Here is a 15,436-nt window from a genome sequence, read left to right on the forward strand (position 1 = left end):
ATGGTCGTAGAAGTCCGCGAACGCCTGCGCCTCTTCCATGCGCCCGAAGACCTGTTCGCGCTGGTCAGCGATGTCCGGCGCTATCCCGAATTCATTCCCCAGATTACCGCCATGCGCCTGCTGGACGAGCGTGAGGAGGGTGAGGTCCGGCACATGACGGCCGAAGCGCGCGTGCGCTATAAATTCGTCACCGAACGCTTCACCTCGCGGGCCACGGCCGATGCCCGAGCGCACACGATCGTGGTCAGCTTTGTTGCCGGGCCGTTCCGCGTGCTGGAGAATAACTGGCGGTTTATCGCCCTGTCGGACGGGTCCTGCCTGGTCGATTTCTCGATCCGGGCCGAATTCAGGAATGCCATCCTGCAAATGTTGCTGGAGAGCAATCGCGAGCGCGCCGGCCGCATTCTGATCGAGAAATTCTCCGCCGAGGCCAAGCGTCGTTACGAGGCCACCGGCGATCCCGCCCTGGACCTAACCGAAGAGATCAACGCCCTCGGCCAATAGATCGAGCGCCGTGGCGACACTGGCCAGGCGGACCGCATCGCGGCCGCGATCGCCGAATCGGCAGACATGGGTCTTCGTCGCCCCGTCACGCCGGGCCATGGCGAAATGCACCAGGCCGGCCGGTTTGTGCTCGGATCCGCCCGGACCGGCAATGCCCGTGATCGACACCGTGATGTCGGCGTTCGAGCGCAGCAGGGCTTCTTCGGCCATGCGCCGGGCCACCTCGACCGAGACCGCGCCATTGGCCTCGATCACGCGGGCCGGAATGCCCAGCATCTCGGTCTTGGCGGCGTTGGAATAGGTCACGAAACCACGATCGACGACATCGGAAGAGCCCGGAATCTCGGTCAGGAGCGCGCTGACCAGCCCGCCCGTACAGCTTTCCGCCGTCGCAAGCATCACGCCGGCCGTTCGCGCCCGGTCGATGAGGGTTTCGGCCTGGTCGATCAGGGAATGGGTGAAGATCATGGGGTCAGTCTCGCTGTGATGATGGCCTGGGCTGCGAGGCCTTCGCCGCGCCCGGTAAAGCCGAGTTTTTCCGTGGTGGTCGCCGCGATATTGACCCGCTTTTCCGGCAGGCCCAGCAGCGACGCCACCCGCGTCCGCATGGCGTCGCGATGGGGGCCGATCTTGGGCCGCTCGGCGATCAGGGTGATGTCGGCATGGACGAGCTCGCCGCCGGCCTCGTGCAGGCGTTTGATCGCGTGCAGCAGGAAGGCATCCGAGCGGGCGCCCTTCCATTGCGGGTCGGAAGGCGGGAAATGCTCGCCGATATCGCCAGCCCCGGCCGCACCGAGAATGGCATCGGTGAGCGCATGCAGACCGGCATCGGCATCGGAATGTCCGACCAGGCCCAGCCCGGCGCGGATCTCGATCCCGCACAGCCACATCACCTCCGCCGTCTCCAGCCGGTGAACGTCAAACCCCTGTCCGGTGACGGTGATCGCCTCGCTCATCAACATCCTTTCCGCGCGGATGAAATCCTCCGGCGTGGTCAGTTTGAAATTCTCCGCCTCACCGGCCACCAGCGCAACCTCACCGCCCGCCGCGCGGACGACTGCCGCATCATCGGGCAGGGCGGTCCCGCCGAGTTGCGCATAGGCGTCGAGCAGCGACGCAAGGTGGAAAGCCTGCGGCGTCTGCGCGGCCTGGAGACCGTCCCGCGATACCGGTTCACCCATCGCGCCACCATCACCGACACGAAGAAGCGCATCGCTGACGGGCAGGGCCGGGATGACCGCCTGATGGCGCTCGAGCGCGTCGACGAGGCGATCGATGAGCGCGGGCGAAACGAAGGGGCGGGCGGCGTCATGAATGAAAACCGCTTCGGCACCGGTTTCGGACGCCGCTTCGAGGCCGGCGCGGACCGAGGCGGTCCGGGTGGCCCCGCCGGGGATCGTATCCAATCTGAAACCGAGTTCGCCCTCGACCGCGTCGATGTGGTCACGATCAAGCGGGTTGACCACGACAATGATGCGCATGAAGACACCACATTGATGCAGACGATGAACACATCGTGCGAGCACGCGCTTTCCGGCCAGGTCGCGATACTGTTTGGGCACACCGCCGCCCGCGCGTTCACCGCGTCCGGCAGCGACAATGACAGCAGCGATCTTCATCTACAGGCCTCGTGGATTGCCGCAGCGCAGCATACTCGCTAGCCTTCGGCCATACGACGCACACCGAGGATTTGTCCAGCCGCATGCGCTTCTCGATCGACACGCACAGCATTGAAATCCCGGCCATACTTGCACCCATGTCCGGGGTGACAGACCTGCCTTTCCGTCGCCAGGCCCAACGGTTTGGGGCCGGCATGGTCGTGTCCGAAATGGTCGCCTCAGATGCCCTCGCTGCCGGTCGCCGGGACATGATCCGCAAGGCCGCACTGGACGCCTCCCTCAAGCCCTGCGTGATCCAGCTCGCCGGCCGCGAAGCCCGCTGGATGTCCGAAGGGGCCCGAATTGCCGAGGATGCCGGCGCGGAAGTGATTGATATCAATATGGGTTGTCCGGCCCGCCAGGTGACCAAGGGCCTGTCCGGCTCGGCCTTGATGCGCGATCTCGACCATGCGCTCACCCTGATCGAAGCCACGGTCGCCGGGACCAGCAAGCCGGTCACGCTGAAAATGCGCCTGGGCTGGGATCATGACAGTCTCAATGCGCCCGACCTCGCCCGCCGGGCCCGGGACGCCGGAATCCGCCTCGTCACCGTGCATGGTCGAACCCGCCAGCAATTCTACAAGGGCGAGGCCGACTGGTCCGCCGTGAGGGCGGTGGTGGAGGCCGTGGATATCCCGGTCGTGGTCAATGGTGACATCCACACCGTCACCCATGCCCGTGACGCCCTGGAGCAGTCCGGCGCGCATGCCGTGATGATCGGCCGTGCCGCCCAGGGGCGGCCCTGGCTGGTCGGCGAAATCGGCCGTGAACTCGCCGGTCTGCCGCCGCTTGAAACCCGCTGGACTGACAAGATCACCGCCCTGTCGGATCAGTTCGAAGACAGTCTCGCCCATTATGGTCCCCACTTGGGTAGCCGCATGATGCGCAAGCATTTTGCCAGCTTTTGTGATGTCGAATGTGGCTCCGGGGATCGCGACTGGGTCCGTGCCCAGCGCGCCAGCCTGTGCCGCTCGGATGAGGCATCCGACGTCCATGCCGCACTCGATGGCCTGCGCCAGCTTGACGGGCGTGCGGTCGCATGACGACGCTTGATCCCCCGGGCTCGGCCCATCTGGCGGCGGACCAGGCGGCCATCCCGATCCTGGTCTTTTGTGCCGAGGCGCGCTGTGTGTGGGCCAATACCCAGGCAGAAGAATGGCTGGGATTGTCGATCCGGCACATGCGCAAGGGTCGTTTCGGGATCCTGTCCCCGGCCTGCGCTCATCTTGCCGACATTATCGAACAGGCCTGCGGCACTCGCCGTACTGTGGTGGCGCTCGGCCGGATGCTGGGCGGGGACGGGCCCTTTGACGTTCATGCGCGCTGGTCAGACGAGCATGAACAGCTGATCCTGTCTGTCCTGCCGCACCAGGAGGTGGGCGCCAAGGCGTCCGAAGCGCCCGCGCTGGGTTTTGGCCGAATGCTGGCACACGAGCTCAAGAACCCCCTCGCCAGTGTCCGCGGCGCGGCGCAGCTCATCCGGCGCGAAACCGACATGGAAGGGGCTCGCGACCTGGCCCGCCTGATCATCCAGGATGTCGACCGGATCACGCGCCTGGCGGATCATTGGAGCCGGGTTGGTGATATCCAGCTCGGACCGCGATCTGAGATCAATCTCAATCTGTTGGCCGTCAGTGCCATGGACAGTCTGCACCGCGCCGATACAGCGACGCGGGGCGTCATGCGCGATAATTTCGATCCGTCCCTGCCAGTGATCGCCGGCGATCCGGACCTGTTGATGCAGGCCGTGCTCAATTTGCTGCAGAATGCCTTCGATGCCGTTCGTACAGATCCATCGGCGGAAATCGTGGTAGAAACCCGTTTTGATGCCGGCCCCAAGAGCCGAACGGGCGGCAATCCGACGCCACTCGTCCTGTCAGTCCGTGATAATGGTCCGGGTATTCCCGAAACGCTGGGATCGGGTATCTTCACCCCCTTCGTGACCACAAAGCCGGCAGGTGAGGGGCTCGGACTGGCCTTCTCAGCCCGGATTGCGGCTCTGCATGAGGGTCAGATTGATTTCGAAAGCCAGGCGGGCCGGACCGTCTTCAATATTCGATTGCCGATTGCCCGGAAGGATCCAAAGTGAGCGCCAGAATTCTGCTGCTGGAAGACGATGAAAGCCTGAAACTCATCCTGTCACGCGCACTGGGGTCAGCGGGATACCAGGTCCGGGCGACCGCCTCGCCGGACACGGCGCTGAACTGGATCCGCAATGGTGAAGGCGATCTCCTGCTGGCCGATGTGCTTCTGGACGGCTCGAACTTCCTCGAGAATCTGGGCCTTGTCGCGCGTCTGCGTCCGCAAATGCCGGTCATTGTGATGAGCGCGCAGGCGACGGCCTCGACGGCAATCAATGCGGCCAAGGGCGGCGTGTTCGAATATTTGCCGAAGCCTTTTGATCTCGACGACATGATCGCGGCCGTTGGTGCTGCCCTGGGCGATGAGGCCAAGACCGGGCGCTCGAAAGCGGCCGATGAGCCCACCGGCTTTATTGGCCAGTCCGCCGCCATGCAGTCGGCTTTCAAGGCGATCGCCCGCGCCGCCACCAGCCAGGCGCATGTGATGATCATGGGCGAACCCGGGGTGGGAAAACGCCAGGCCGCCGAGGCCCTGCTTCGGGCACGCGGCATTTCCGCTGATGACGCCGTCGTCGTGACACCATCAAACACCGCCACAGAGGTTTTCGGTTCGACCAAGGCCGCCCGCCAGGTGGTCTGGCTGCGCCTTGAAGAGTGGAATGCCGAACAGCAACGCGCAGCCCGCGACGCGCTGGATGCCGGGATTGGTCGCGTCATCGCCACGGCCTCCCATTCACCGGACGCCGGACTGGACACACGACTGGTTGCGCGCCTGTCGGAGTGCGTCATCGCCGTGCCGCCCTTGCGGGAGCGCCGCAGCGACATCCCGGCCTTGTGCGAAGCGTTCCTCGCCCAATTTGCCCGGCGCGACAAACAGGACCGGGTCCGGCTCTCGAAAGAAGCGGTCCAATACCTTCAGGGCTCGGCATGGACCGGGAATGTCGTCGAGTTGCGATCGGTATTGTCGCGGCTGTCGCTTGCCACGCGGGGTCGGGTTGCCGGTCTCGATGATGTGCTGGTGGCGTTTTCGGCTGATGCCGGGGATTCGCGCGAGGACCTTGATGTCCATGCCAATGCGATCGCGGCCCTCTCACTGAGCCGGAAGAATGCCCGCAATGTTGCAATCGACGCCGTTGACCGTGCGCTTTTCAGCCAGGCGCTGGATCGATGCGGCGGAAACCGCTCCCGGGCGGCAGAGATTTTGGGCCTGAACCGCAATACCCTGGCCCGGCGATTGGCTGAGCTGGAAGGCGATCCGGACGATATGTGACCTGTGCAGCACGGGTGTTGATTATTTGCAACAACAGGGTAATGATGCCGTTCTGCAACATGTGAGCTCACACTTGCCGAACACTCTATCGAAGCCCCTGATCCGGAACATCTCACCGCGATCCGCCGCACTTTTCGGCATCGGCTTCGTCACATCTGCGATCCTGCTCACCATCGCCGCGACCGGATTGCTGGGCGATAACGGGCTCATGCGCCTGAATGATCGCAATGCGATGGCGCTTCTGGTCGGCAATGCGGTTCTGATCCTCGGTCTTGGCGGTGTGGTGGTTGTCCGCTTTGTCCGCCGGGTGAGGGCGCGCCGGTTTGGCGAACCGACGCCGCGTCTGCACCTGCGCTTTGTTGCCTTGTTCTCCCTCGCTGCGGCAGCGCCGGCCGTCCTCGCCGCGCTCTTTCTGGGGGCCGTCCTCAATCGCGGCGTCGACTATTGGTTCGGAGAGCGGATTGCGACGGTCGTCGACGGGACTGCCATCGTGGCGGGCGAAATCTATGAGCGCGAGGTCAACGCGGCCGGCAACCGGTTGAGCGCGATGGTGGAGGCGCTCAACCAGCCGGATGCGGTCGAGGCGTTCAGCTCGAGCCGGATCCAGTATGTCTGGGGACTGAGTGCTCTTGCGGCACAGCAGAATTTTTCCGCAGCCTATGTGGTCGACGGTCGGGGCAATCTGCTGGCGCGTACCCGCTTCCAGGAAAACGAGCCCTATGTGGTGCCATCGCCGCGGCTCTACGAACTGGCCAATGAAGGCGGGGGCGGGGTCGCCGTATCGACCCCGGAATTCACGCCTGTGGGCACGGATGTGGTTCGCCTCCTGACCCAACTCAGCGGCTATGAAGACGCCTTTCTCTACGCCTCGATCCCGATGAATGTGGACCTGTTCCGGCAAATGGAGGAGGCGCGGGTTGCCCTGCGTCGGGCGGACGAGCAGGAGACCTCGATCCGCCAGACTTTTTTCCTGCTCTATTTCGAGGTTGCGGCTCTGATCCTGATCGGCTCGGTCTGGCTGGGATTAAGCGCCGCGACACGGGTCGTCACACCGATTTCACGCCTCGTCGCCGCCGCGGAGCGGGTGCGGCGAGGGGATCTCGAAGCGCGTGTCCAGATGGGGCGCGATGATGACGAGATTGCGGCCCTGGCGCGCGCATTCAACCGGATGACCCGGCAATTGCGGAGCCAGCGTCGTGAGCTGATCGAGAGCCATGCGGAAAGCGAACAGCGCCGGGCCTTTATCGAAGCCATTCTGGCCGGGGTTCGCGCTGGCGTGATTGGCCTGGACAAGGATGACAAGGTCACCCTGATCAACCGCTCGGCCATCGGGATTCTGTCGGCGGGTTCGGATGATCAGATCGGCATGCAGCTTGATGATATCACGCCAGCCCTGAGTGACCTGGTCACGGAAGCGCGCCGCCGCCCCGGCGCCGTCGCCGAAGCCCAGATTGACCTGACTATGGCCGATGAACAGATCCGCCATATCACCGCGCGCGCCTCGATGGATGAGGAGGCTGGCCTCGTCATCACGTTCGACGATGTCACGCGCCTGGTCACTGCACAGCGCAATGCCGCCTGGCGTGAGGTTGCTCGCCGCATCGCCCATGAGATCAAGAATCCGCTCACACCCATCCAGCTCTCAGCCGAGCGGATCCGTCGCAAATACCGCAAGGAAATCGAAAGCGATCTGGAGACCTTTGATCGGTGTACCGAAACAATTATCCGACAGGTCAGTGATATCGGCCGGATGGTGGATGAATTCTCGTCCTTTGCCCGCATGCCCCAGCCCAAGGTCGAGGAAGTCGAGCTCGGCGAATTGACCAAATCGGCAGTGTTCGCGCGACGGGTGGCCTCGGCCGCGATGGAGGTCCGCTTCGACAAGCCGGATCAACCGGTCCTGGGTTTGTGTGACTCGCGGCTTGCAGGTCAGGCGCTCGCCAACATTCTCAAGAATGCCTCGGAAAGCGTTGAAGCGCGTATGGAAAAAGACGGTGAGGCGGGTGCGATCTCGGTCCAGTTGACCGAACGCGACGGGTTCGCGGTGATCGAGGTCAGCGACAACGGGCTGGGTTGGCCGACTCCCAATCGGGAGCGCTTGACCGAGCCCTATATGACGACCCGCGAGAAGGGTACCGGCCTTGGCCTCGCCATCGTTAAACGCGTGATGGAAGACCATAAGGGCCGGCTGGAGCTCGATGTGCCCCGCGAGGGAAGCGGCGCCGTCGTTCGGCTGATCTTCCCGCTCGCAGACCAGACAGAACAAGACATTCAAAGCATACAGGAGGCCTGATCCATGGCTCGCGACATTCTGATCGTGGATGATGAGGCAGATATCCGTGAATTGATCGGTGGGCTGCTGGAAGATGACGGGTATGAAACCCGCGAAGCGGCTCACGCAGATGGCGCCCTCGACGAGATCCGGGCCCGCAAGCCGTCCCTGGTCATTCTCGACGTCTGGCTGCAGGGCAGTCGACTGGACGGGATCGAATTGCTCGACGAGTTCCGGGCCATTGACCCGAACATGCCGGTCATCGTGATTTCCGGTCATGGCACGATCGAGACCGCCGTCGCGGCGATCCGGAAGGGTGCTTATGACTTTCTCGAAAAACCCTTCAAGAGCGACAAGCTTCTCTTGACCGTGACGCGCGCGCTGGAAACCAGCCGATTGCGTTCGGAGAATGCCGAACTGCGCGCTCGCAGTGAGGCGCAAAGCTCGTTGATCGGGGATTCCAGCGGAATTGTTCAGGTCCGCCAGCTGATTGATCGGGTCGCACCGACCAATAGCCGGGTGCTGATCCGTGGGCCGTCGGGCGCCGGCAAGGAATTGGTGGCGCGCCTGATTCACGAGAGCTCACCGCGCAATGAAGCCGATTTTGTTGCCGTGAGCGCTCCGGGCATGTCACCGGAGGGTGTGGAAGAAGAGCTTTTCGGCCGCGAGAATGAGGATGGCAGCGTCAAGCATGTGGGCCTGCTTGAGCGGGCGCATGGCGGGACGCTCTATCTCGATGAAATCGCTGACATGCCGAAGGATACGCAGAGCAAATTGCTGCGTCTTCTCGTCGAGCAGCGCTTCCGCCGGATTGGTGGCGCAGCAGATGTGCAGGTGAATGTCCGGGTGATCTCCTCGACAGCCCAGGACCTGGCCGGCCGCATCCAGGGCGGATTGTTTCGCGAGGATCTCTACCACCGTCTGGCGGTCGTTCCGGTACAGGTTCCGCCGCTCGCCGATCGCCGCGAAGACATTCCCGCACTGGTCACCCATTTCGTCGAACGCCTGACCAATTCGGCCGGCTTGCCGCGCCGACGGTTCGGCGATGATGTCATGGCGGCCTTGCAGGCCCATGGCTGGCCGGGCAATGTCCGTCAATTGCGCAATAATATCGAGCGCCTGCTGATCCTGGCGACCGGCGCGATGGAAGAACCGATCACCCTCGATTCGCTGCCATCAGAGGTCGTGACCCGGGAAAATCAGGATGTCGGTTTTGATTCCGAGAAGATGATTGCCCTGTCACTGCGCGAGGCCCGGGAGAATTTCGAGCGTGAATACCTCAAGGCCCAGATCGACCGTTTCGGTGGCAATATCTCGCGCACTGCGGCCTTCATTGGCATGGAGCGCTCGGCCTTGCACCGCAAGCTCAAATCTCTCGGGGTTGGCAGCCCGCAACGCGAAGGCGCGGCCTGACGCCGGCTGGAGGGAGCTGACATGAAAGCGATTGTCTGCGGAGCCGGACAGGTCGGTGTGGGTATCGCCCGCGCGCTCGCCCGCGAAGGAAATGCGGTCACGGTCGTCGACTGGTCGACCGAGCTGATCGACAATGTGGTCACCGACCTCGATGTCCAGGGCGTCGTCGGGCATGGCTCGCATCCGGACGTGCTGGAACGCGCAGGGGCCCGGCAGGCGGACCTGCTGGTCGCCGTCACGCATTCGGACGAAACCAATATGGTGGCCTGCCAGGTCGCCCATTCGCTCTTTCAGACGCCGATGCGGATCGCCCGTGTCCGCGCCCAGAACTATCTCGACCCGGCATGGGGCGATCTGTTCTCGACCGGGAATATGCCGGTTGATGTCGTGATCTCGCCGGAACTGGAAGTGGGTCTTGCCATACTCCAGCGGGTGGAGACGCCGGGCGCGTTCAACACGGCTGTCTTCTCCGGCGGCCGGGTCCAGTTGCTCGGACTGCGTCTCGACGAGAATTCACCGGTGGCGGGCTCGACCACCGAACAGGTCATGGAACTCTTCCCGGACCTGCGCCTGGCCGTCGTTGGGGTGCAGCGCGAGCAGACCCTTTTCATTCCCAAACTTCACGACCCGCTCCTGGCCGGGGATGATGTCTATATCGTCACCGAGAGTCGCCAGGTGCGCCGAATTCTCGATATTTTCGGACGCAATGCCGAGCAGATCCGGCGCGTTGTTGTCGTCGGCGCTGGCAATATTGGCGTCTATGTCGCCCGGGCGCTCGAGCGTGCCGGCGGCGTGAAGGTCCGCTTGATCGAGGCCAACAAGGCAAGGGCTGAAGCTGCCGCGGAGCGGTTGAAACGCACTGTCGTGCTGCACGGGGACGGGCTCGACGCTCGCCTGATGCATGAGGCCGGCGTCAGCGAGGCCGAGCTGGTCGTTTGTGTGACCAATGACGACAAGGTCAATATGCTTTCCGCCGTCATGGCCAAGCGGGAAGGGGCCGAGCGGGCGCTCTCCCTGATCAATGACCGGGCCTTTGAGAGCCTCCGTGACGCGCTGGATATCGACGTCCTGATCGACCCGCGCGCAACTACGGTCTCGACCATTCTCCAGCACATCCGTCGTGGCCGGATCACCGGGCTGCAGAGCCTGGGCGGCGGGCAGGCAGAGGCCGTGGAAGGCGTCGCGCTCTCGACCTCGCCCCTGGTCGGCAAGACCCTGGACGAGCTGGAATTGCCCGACGGTGTCGCCCTCGGCGCTGTGGTACGCGGCGACAAGGTCATCCTGCCTTGCGATGAAGGTCGCATCCGCGAGAATGATCGCGTCCTGCTATTTTGCAATACGGCGCTCATCCCCAAGGTCGAGCACCTCTTCCGCGTCAGTCTCGAATACTTCTAGGCCATGACGCCCGTCGCCTTTCTCCGGCCGCTTGGCGCGCTCTGGGTCCTGTTCGCGGGCGTGGCCCTGTTTGCGGCATTTGTGGCGGCAGCGGTGGGTGAACCGCATCTCGCGCCATTGTTCGGGACGACGGCCTTGATCGCCTTCGTTCCGGGCATTTTCATCCTGACCGCGACGCGCGGGCTGAAATCCAGGGCCAGCGCTCTCGATGCCCTCGGCCTCGCGCTGTTGTCGTGGATCACGGCACCGGCCATGGCGGCGCTGCCATTCTGGCTGACCGGGTATTTTGATCCGATCGATGCGGTCTTCGAAGCCTATTCGGCGGTGACCACGACCGGCGCGACGCTCCTGCCTGCGGATGATCTGCCACGCTCCCTCATCTTCTGGCGGGCCATTCTCGGCTGGCTCGGCGGCTATGCGACGCTCTTGCTGGCAATCGGTGTCTTTGCCGCGCTGGACAGGGATGTCCCGGCAATTCGCAAATCGGCCTTGCTAACCCTGCGCTCGGACAATGTGTTCTCGCATCTCCCGCTCGCCGCCAGACGCGTCGCGATCATCTATTCCGTGCTCACCTCGCTGGTCTGGCTGGGCCTGTTGTTTGCCGGCAATGGCCTGTTCAATGCCACCGTCCTGTCGATGAGCGCGATTTCGACCAGCGGCTATACACCGACGGATGGCGGGCTGCTGGAGAGTATCGGGCCGATCTCCACCGTCTGGGTCATGATGGGCTGTCTCGTCGGCGCACTGAACATCGCCCTGTTCTGGGATGTCCTCCGCGACCGGTCCGTCCTCCGCGATCCCGACATTCTGGGGATATTCGCGCTCATTGTCGGCCTCGGCGGCTTCTTCGTCCTTGCCCGACCAGGCACGCCGTTCTCGGATGTGCTGGATGCGACCTTCATCGTGACCACGAGCGGATTCTCTGCCGGTGGCGGGGTCATTCCGGCGCTGGCCGCATCAATCTTCGTGGCCCTTATCGGCGGCGCGGCGGCATCGACGACGGGCGGGATCAAGGTCTCGCGCATCCTCTTGCTCTGGAAACGAATGGGCGCCGAGCTGGCCGTCCTGTCCGACCCGCGCAGCGTTGTGCCCGTCAGCTTCCGCGGTCGTCGTGTTCAGGAAAGCGCTCTGGTTGGCATCTGGGCCTATGTCCTGGCTTTCGTGGCCGCGATCGGCGTCGGAACCATTGCCCTGGCCTCGGTCGGACTTGATTTCGAGACGGCCTTTCTTGCGATGACGGCGGCCCTTGCCAATATCGGTCCCATGCTGGATCAGTCGGATGCCTTGACCAGCTGGCGCCAGATACCCGACGAGGCCAAGCCGATCCTTATTTCAGCCATGATCCTCGGGCGTCTGGAAGTGTTGGCCGCGATCGCCGCCATCTGGGCCCTGTTCAAGAGGAAGTAACGAACGACCATGCGCTTTGCCTATGTAAATGGCCGGTTTCTCCCGCACGGCGAGGCCTCGATCCATGTCGAGGACCGTGGTTTCCAGTTTGCCGATGCCGTCTATGAAGTCTGGAGCGTCCGCGAGGGCAAATTGATGGACGCCGACGGACATTTTGACCGTCTTGAGCGCTCCCTGGGCGAGCTCCGGATACCGACGCCGAGGAGTCGGGCTGCGCTGGAACACATTATTGGTGAATTGCTGCGACGGAACCGGATTCGCAATGGTCTGGTCTATCTCCAGATTTCACGCGGTCAGGCGCGTCGGGACCATGCTTTCCCGAAACAGGCGGTTCAACCGACCATCGTGCTGACCTGCAAGCGGCTGGATCACGCCGCGGCGGAAGCCCGAGCCGAGCGCGGAATTGCCGTTGTCACGGTGCCGGATCAGCGCTGGGCGCGCTGTGACATCAAAACCGTGAACCTGTTGCCAAATGTCCTCGCCAAGCAGGCGGCCCACGAAGCAGGGGCTGTCGAGGCCTGGCAGGTCGATCGGGACGGGCGCATCACGGAAGGCAGCTCGACCAATGCCTGGATCGTCACCAAGGCCGGAAAACTGGTCACCCGGCAAGCGGATCACGGCATCCTGCATGGCATCACGCGAGCTCGAATTTTCAAATGCGCTCAAGATGTTGGACTGGAAATCGAGGAGAGGGGCTTTACCCCGCAAGAGGCCTATGAGGCGCGCGAGGCCTTTCTGACATCCGCCACATCCTTCGTGACCCCGGTTGTGTCGATAGACAACCATAGCATCGCCAATGGAGAGCCGGGCTTACTGACCCTGTCGCTGCGCGAGGCCTATCTGGGGGAGGCTTGAGCGCACGCTCCAGCTTCCCATGCAAAATGAAGTGGTTGCAGCCTCATGCAAGGCCTGTATACCCTTGATACGAATCGCTGATCAAAGCGACGCATGCGGAGCCAACATGTCGCACGATAAAAAACAAAATCTCCAGGATGTCTTCCTCAACTCTGTGCGTAAAACGAAGACGCCCCTGACCATCTTCCTCGTCAATGGTGTGAAGCTGCAGGGTGTCGTCACCTGGTTTGACAATTTCTGTGTCCTGCTTCGTCGGGACGGGCTTTCGCAGCTCGTCTACAAGCACGCCATTTCGACCATCATGCCGGCCGCGCCGGTATCCTTGTTCGAAGACGACAAGGCGGACGAGGATGCGGCGGAAGAGAGCGCCACGGATTGATTGAGCGCGAGGCGCCGGTTTCACGCGCCCTTGTCATTCATCCCGCCAGCCGAGACACGATGGGCCGCGCCGAGGCGCGCCTGGAAGAAGCCACCGGTCTGGCTGAAGCCCTCCACCTTGTCGTCGGGGACGCCTTCATTTTGCCCATCCGCAAGATCGATGCGGGTCGATATTTCGGACGCGGCAAGCTGGATGAATTGCGCGACTTGCTTGTCGAGCTTGAGGCCAATGTCGCGGTAATCGACGCGGCACTATCGCCGGTCCAGCAACGAAATCTCGAAACAGCCCTGAATGTGAAAGTGGTCGACCGGACCGGTCTGATCCTGGAAATCTTCGGTCAACGTGCCCGCACCAAGGAGGGCGTGCTTCAGGTCGAACTGGCCCGCCTGGCCTATGAACGCTCGCGCCTGGTCAGGACCTGGACGCATCTCGAGCGGCAGCGGGGCGGCGGCGGCTTCCTCGCCGGGCCGGGTGAAACGCAGATCGAGACTGACCGCCGCCTGCTGAGCGAGAAGATGTCGAAATTGCGCCGCCAACTTGAAGACGTCCGGCGGACGCGCTCCCTTCACCGGTCCAAACGCCAGGATGTACCGTTTCCCACGGTCGCGCTCGTCGGCTATACGAATGCCGGAAAGTCCACGCTTTTCAACAAGCTGACTGGCGCGGGCGTCTTTGCGCAGGATATGCCCTTCGCGACACTCGATCCGACGGTGAGGGCGGTTGACCTGCCCGGCGGCACTCGAATTCTCCTGTCTGATACGGTTGGATTCATTACCGATTTGCCGACAGAACTCATCGCGGCCTTCCGGGCCACGCTGGAAGAGGTTCGCGAGGCGGACCTTCTTGTCCATGTTATCGATTCCTCAGATCCGGACCGTGAGGGCCGTATCGAGGACGTGGAAGGCGTGCTCGACGCGATAGAGGCCGGCCCGGTCCACGAACAGGCCATGCTGGAAGCCTGGAACAAGGCGGACCAGTTGGATGAAGATGGTCGAGAGGATCTGGGGATTACCGTCCAGATGGCCAATCTCAAGGCAGGGCGGCCGATCAAGCTGGCCCTGTCGGCAGTGACGGGTGAAGGCGTCGAAATTCTCGTCGAAGCCATTGAACGCGCTCTGTCACAAGAGAATGAGCGCCTGGAAATCACCATTCCGCCGCAGGACGCGCGTGCGCTCGCCTGGCTCCACGCGCATGGTGATGTTCTGGCGAGCAAGATGGACACCAAGACAGGCGCCAGCACTCTTCAGGTCCGCTTGCACCCGGTCGAGGCAGGGCGGTTCCGGTCTCAATTCCCCGATCTGGCGATCCCCAAGGGGATTGGCGATGTCGAGGATGAGGATGATTTCTAGCCGTCGGACCTGCCCGGGATAGACAATCAGGCGGGGTCAACCACGCCCTTTTCAATCTTCTTGGCGTCGTCCCAGAGCGCTTCCATCTCGTCCAGTGTCGCGTCGGATGTTGTCCGACCCTGCGACTCAAGTGTTTGTTCTATATGCCGAAACCGGCGCTCGAATTTGGTGTTGGCGCTGCGCGTGGCCGCCTCGACATCGACCTTCATCTTGCGGCCCAGATTGGTGCAAACGAAGATCAGGTCGCCGATTTCCTCGGCCACCGCATCCGCATCGCCCGCCGCCATCGCTTCACGCACTTCGGCCAATTCCTCGTCGACCTTGTCCAGGACACGATCCGCTGTCGGCCAGTCAAAGCCGACCGTCGCCGCCCGCTTTTGCAGCTTTTGCGCACGCTTCAGCGCGGGCAGGGCGATGGGGACATCATCGAGCAGGCTCTCACCCTTGTCCGACGCCTTCCGTTCGGCCGCCTTGATAGCCTCCCATTCGGCGGTTTGGGTCACACTGTCCCGCGTGCTGGCATCGCCAAAGACATGCGGATGACGGCGCACCATCTTGTTATTGATCGCCTGTGCGACGTCATCAAATCCGAACAGGCCGGCTTCGCGCGCCATCTGACTGTGAAACACGACCTGGAGGAGGAGATCGCCAAGCTCGTCCTTCAGCTCGTCATGGCGTTTGCGCTCGATCGCATCCGCAACCTCATAAGCTTCCTCGATCGTATACGGCGCGATGCTCGCGAAATCCTGTTCCAGATCCCAGGGGCAGCCGCCATCCGGGTCGCGCAGCTTGGCCATGATTGCGAGGAGGCGGTCGATCGGGGGCAGGGTTTCAGACGGCGCGGACATGTCGG

At 63.1% G+C, this 15,436-nt stretch carries 14 protein-coding genes; 11 read left to right on the top strand and 3 right to left on the bottom strand.

Annotated features, from left to right (window positions below; translation table 11 throughout):
- A complete protein-coding gene (locus QZ266_RS00890) occupies nt 1-504 on the top strand; it encodes a type II toxin-antitoxin system RatA family toxin (RefSeq protein ID WP_295690767.1) in 504 nt (167 codons plus the stop codon).
- Here QZ266_RS00890 and QZ266_RS00895 read toward each other — a convergent pair.
- Complete coding sequence (locus QZ266_RS00895; protein WP_295690769.1) at nt 472-972, bottom strand: CinA family protein; 501 nt, start codon at nt 970-972, stop codon at nt 472-474. The genes QZ266_RS00890 and QZ266_RS00895 overlap by 33 nt on opposite strands.
- Nucleotides 969-2,123, bottom strand: coding sequence for a bifunctional 2-C-methyl-D-erythritol 4-phosphate cytidylyltransferase/2-C-methyl-D-erythritol 2,4-cyclodiphosphate synthase (locus QZ266_RS00900; RefSeq protein WP_295690772.1), 1,155 nt, complete (start codon nt 2,121-2,123; stop codon nt 969-971). The genes QZ266_RS00895 and QZ266_RS00900 overlap by 4 nt, the downstream gene beginning before the upstream one ends.
- A gap of 83 nt (nt 2,124-2,206) precedes the next feature.
- Here QZ266_RS00900 and dusB point away from each other — a divergent pair, with 83 nt between their 5' ends.
- From dusB to hflX, 10 genes are all read left to right on the top strand, one after another.
- On the top strand, nt 2,207-3,205 hold the full coding sequence (dusB, locus tag QZ266_RS00905) for a tRNA dihydrouridine synthase DusB (RefSeq protein WP_295690775.1): 999 nt from the start codon (nt 2,207-2,209) through the stop codon (nt 3,203-3,205).
- Nucleotides 3,202-4,251 (top strand): ATP-binding protein, encoded by a 1,050-nt coding sequence (locus QZ266_RS00910; RefSeq protein ID WP_295690778.1) that lies wholly within the window; start codon nt 3,202-3,204, stop codon nt 4,249-4,251. The genes dusB and QZ266_RS00910 overlap by 4 nt, the downstream gene beginning before the upstream one ends.
- Nucleotides 4,248-5,513, top strand: a complete 1,266-nt coding sequence (locus tag QZ266_RS00915; protein WP_295690781.1) for a response regulator — start codon at nt 4,248-4,250, stop codon at nt 5,511-5,513. The genes QZ266_RS00910 and QZ266_RS00915 overlap by 4 nt, the downstream gene beginning before the upstream one ends.
- Nucleotides 5,514-5,586: 73 nt before the next feature.
- A complete protein-coding gene (locus QZ266_RS00920; protein WP_295690783.1) occupies nt 5,587-7,806 on the top strand; it encodes a PAS domain-containing sensor histidine kinase in 2,220 nt (739 codons plus the stop codon).
- A gap of 3 nt (nt 7,807-7,809) precedes the next feature.
- On the top strand, nt 7,810-9,198 hold the full coding sequence (locus QZ266_RS00925; RefSeq protein ID WP_295690786.1) for a sigma-54 dependent transcriptional regulator: 1,389 nt from the start codon (nt 7,810-7,812) through the stop codon (nt 9,196-9,198).
- A 21-nt stretch (nt 9,199-9,219) separates the two neighbouring features.
- A complete protein-coding gene (trkA, locus tag QZ266_RS00930) occupies nt 9,220-10,593 on the top strand; it encodes a Trk system potassium transporter TrkA (RefSeq protein WP_295690788.1) in 1,374 nt (457 codons plus the stop codon).
- A gap of 3 nt (nt 10,594-10,596) precedes the next feature.
- Complete coding sequence (locus QZ266_RS00935) at nt 10,597-12,000, top strand: TrkH family potassium uptake protein (RefSeq protein WP_295690792.1); 1,404 nt, start codon at nt 10,597-10,599, stop codon at nt 11,998-12,000.
- A gap of 9 nt (nt 12,001-12,009) precedes the next feature.
- Complete coding sequence (locus QZ266_RS00940) at nt 12,010-12,855, top strand: D-amino-acid transaminase (protein ID WP_295690794.1); 846 nt, start codon at nt 12,010-12,012, stop codon at nt 12,853-12,855.
- A gap of 106 nt (nt 12,856-12,961) precedes the next feature.
- Nucleotides 12,962-13,234 carry an RNA chaperone Hfq gene (hfq, locus tag QZ266_RS00945; RefSeq protein ID WP_075189826.1) on the top strand — a complete coding sequence of 91 codons (273 nt, stop codon included), beginning with the start codon at nt 12,962-12,964 and terminating at the stop codon, nt 13,232-13,234.
- The gene (gene hflX / locus QZ266_RS00950) at nt 13,231-14,583 is read left to right on the top strand and encodes a GTPase HflX (protein WP_295690799.1); all 1,353 of its coding nucleotides are present in this window, start codon (nt 13,231-13,233) and stop codon (nt 14,581-14,583) included. The genes hfq and hflX overlap by 4 nt, the downstream gene beginning before the upstream one ends.
- 26 nt (nt 14,584-14,609) lie before the next feature.
- Here hflX and mazG read toward each other — a convergent pair whose 3' ends face one another.
- Entirely contained in the window at nt 14,610-15,431 is an 822-nt protein-coding gene (gene mazG / locus QZ266_RS00955; protein WP_295690801.1) for a nucleoside triphosphate pyrophosphohydrolase, read from the bottom strand.
- Nucleotides 15,432-15,436 lie beyond the last annotated feature (5 nt).

Source organism: uncultured Maricaulis sp. (assembly GCF_905480005.1).
Taxonomy (GTDB): domain Bacteria; phylum Pseudomonadota; class Alphaproteobacteria; order Caulobacterales; family Maricaulaceae; genus Maricaulis.

Bases quoted from the DNA above. Each gene is read 5' to 3' on its own strand.
- QZ266_RS00890 (WP_295690767.1), top strand. From the start codon at position 1: ATGGTCGTAGAAGTCCGCGAACGCCTGCGCCTCTTCCATGCGCCCGAA.
- QZ266_RS00895 (WP_295690769.1), bottom strand. From the start codon at position 972: ATGATCTTCACCCATTCCCTGATCGACCAGGCCGAAACCCTCATCGAC.
- QZ266_RS00900 (WP_295690772.1), bottom strand. From the start codon at position 2,123: ATGAAGATCGCTGCTGTCATTGTCGCTGCCGGACGCGGTGAACGCGCG.
- dusB (WP_295690775.1), top strand. From the start codon at position 2,207: ATGCGCTTCTCGATCGACACGCACAGCATTGAAATCCCGGCCATACTT.
- QZ266_RS00910 (WP_295690778.1), top strand. From the start codon at position 3,202: ATGACGACGCTTGATCCCCCGGGCTCGGCCCATCTGGCGGCGGACCAG.
- QZ266_RS00925 (WP_295690786.1), top strand. From the start codon at position 7,810: ATGGCTCGCGACATTCTGATCGTGGATGATGAGGCAGATATCCGTGAA.
- trkA (WP_295690788.1), top strand. From the start codon at position 9,220: ATGAAAGCGATTGTCTGCGGAGCCGGACAGGTCGGTGTGGGTATCGCC.
- QZ266_RS00935 (WP_295690792.1), top strand. From the start codon at position 10,597: ATGACGCCCGTCGCCTTTCTCCGGCCGCTTGGCGCGCTCTGGGTCCTG.
- QZ266_RS00940 (WP_295690794.1), top strand. From the start codon at position 12,010: ATGCGCTTTGCCTATGTAAATGGCCGGTTTCTCCCGCACGGCGAGGCC.
- hfq (WP_075189826.1), top strand. From the start codon at position 12,962: ATGTCGCACGATAAAAAACAAAATCTCCAGGATGTCTTCCTCAACTCT.
- mazG (WP_295690801.1), bottom strand. From the start codon at position 15,431: ATGTCCGCGCCGTCTGAAACCCTGCCCCCGATCGACCGCCTCCTCGCA.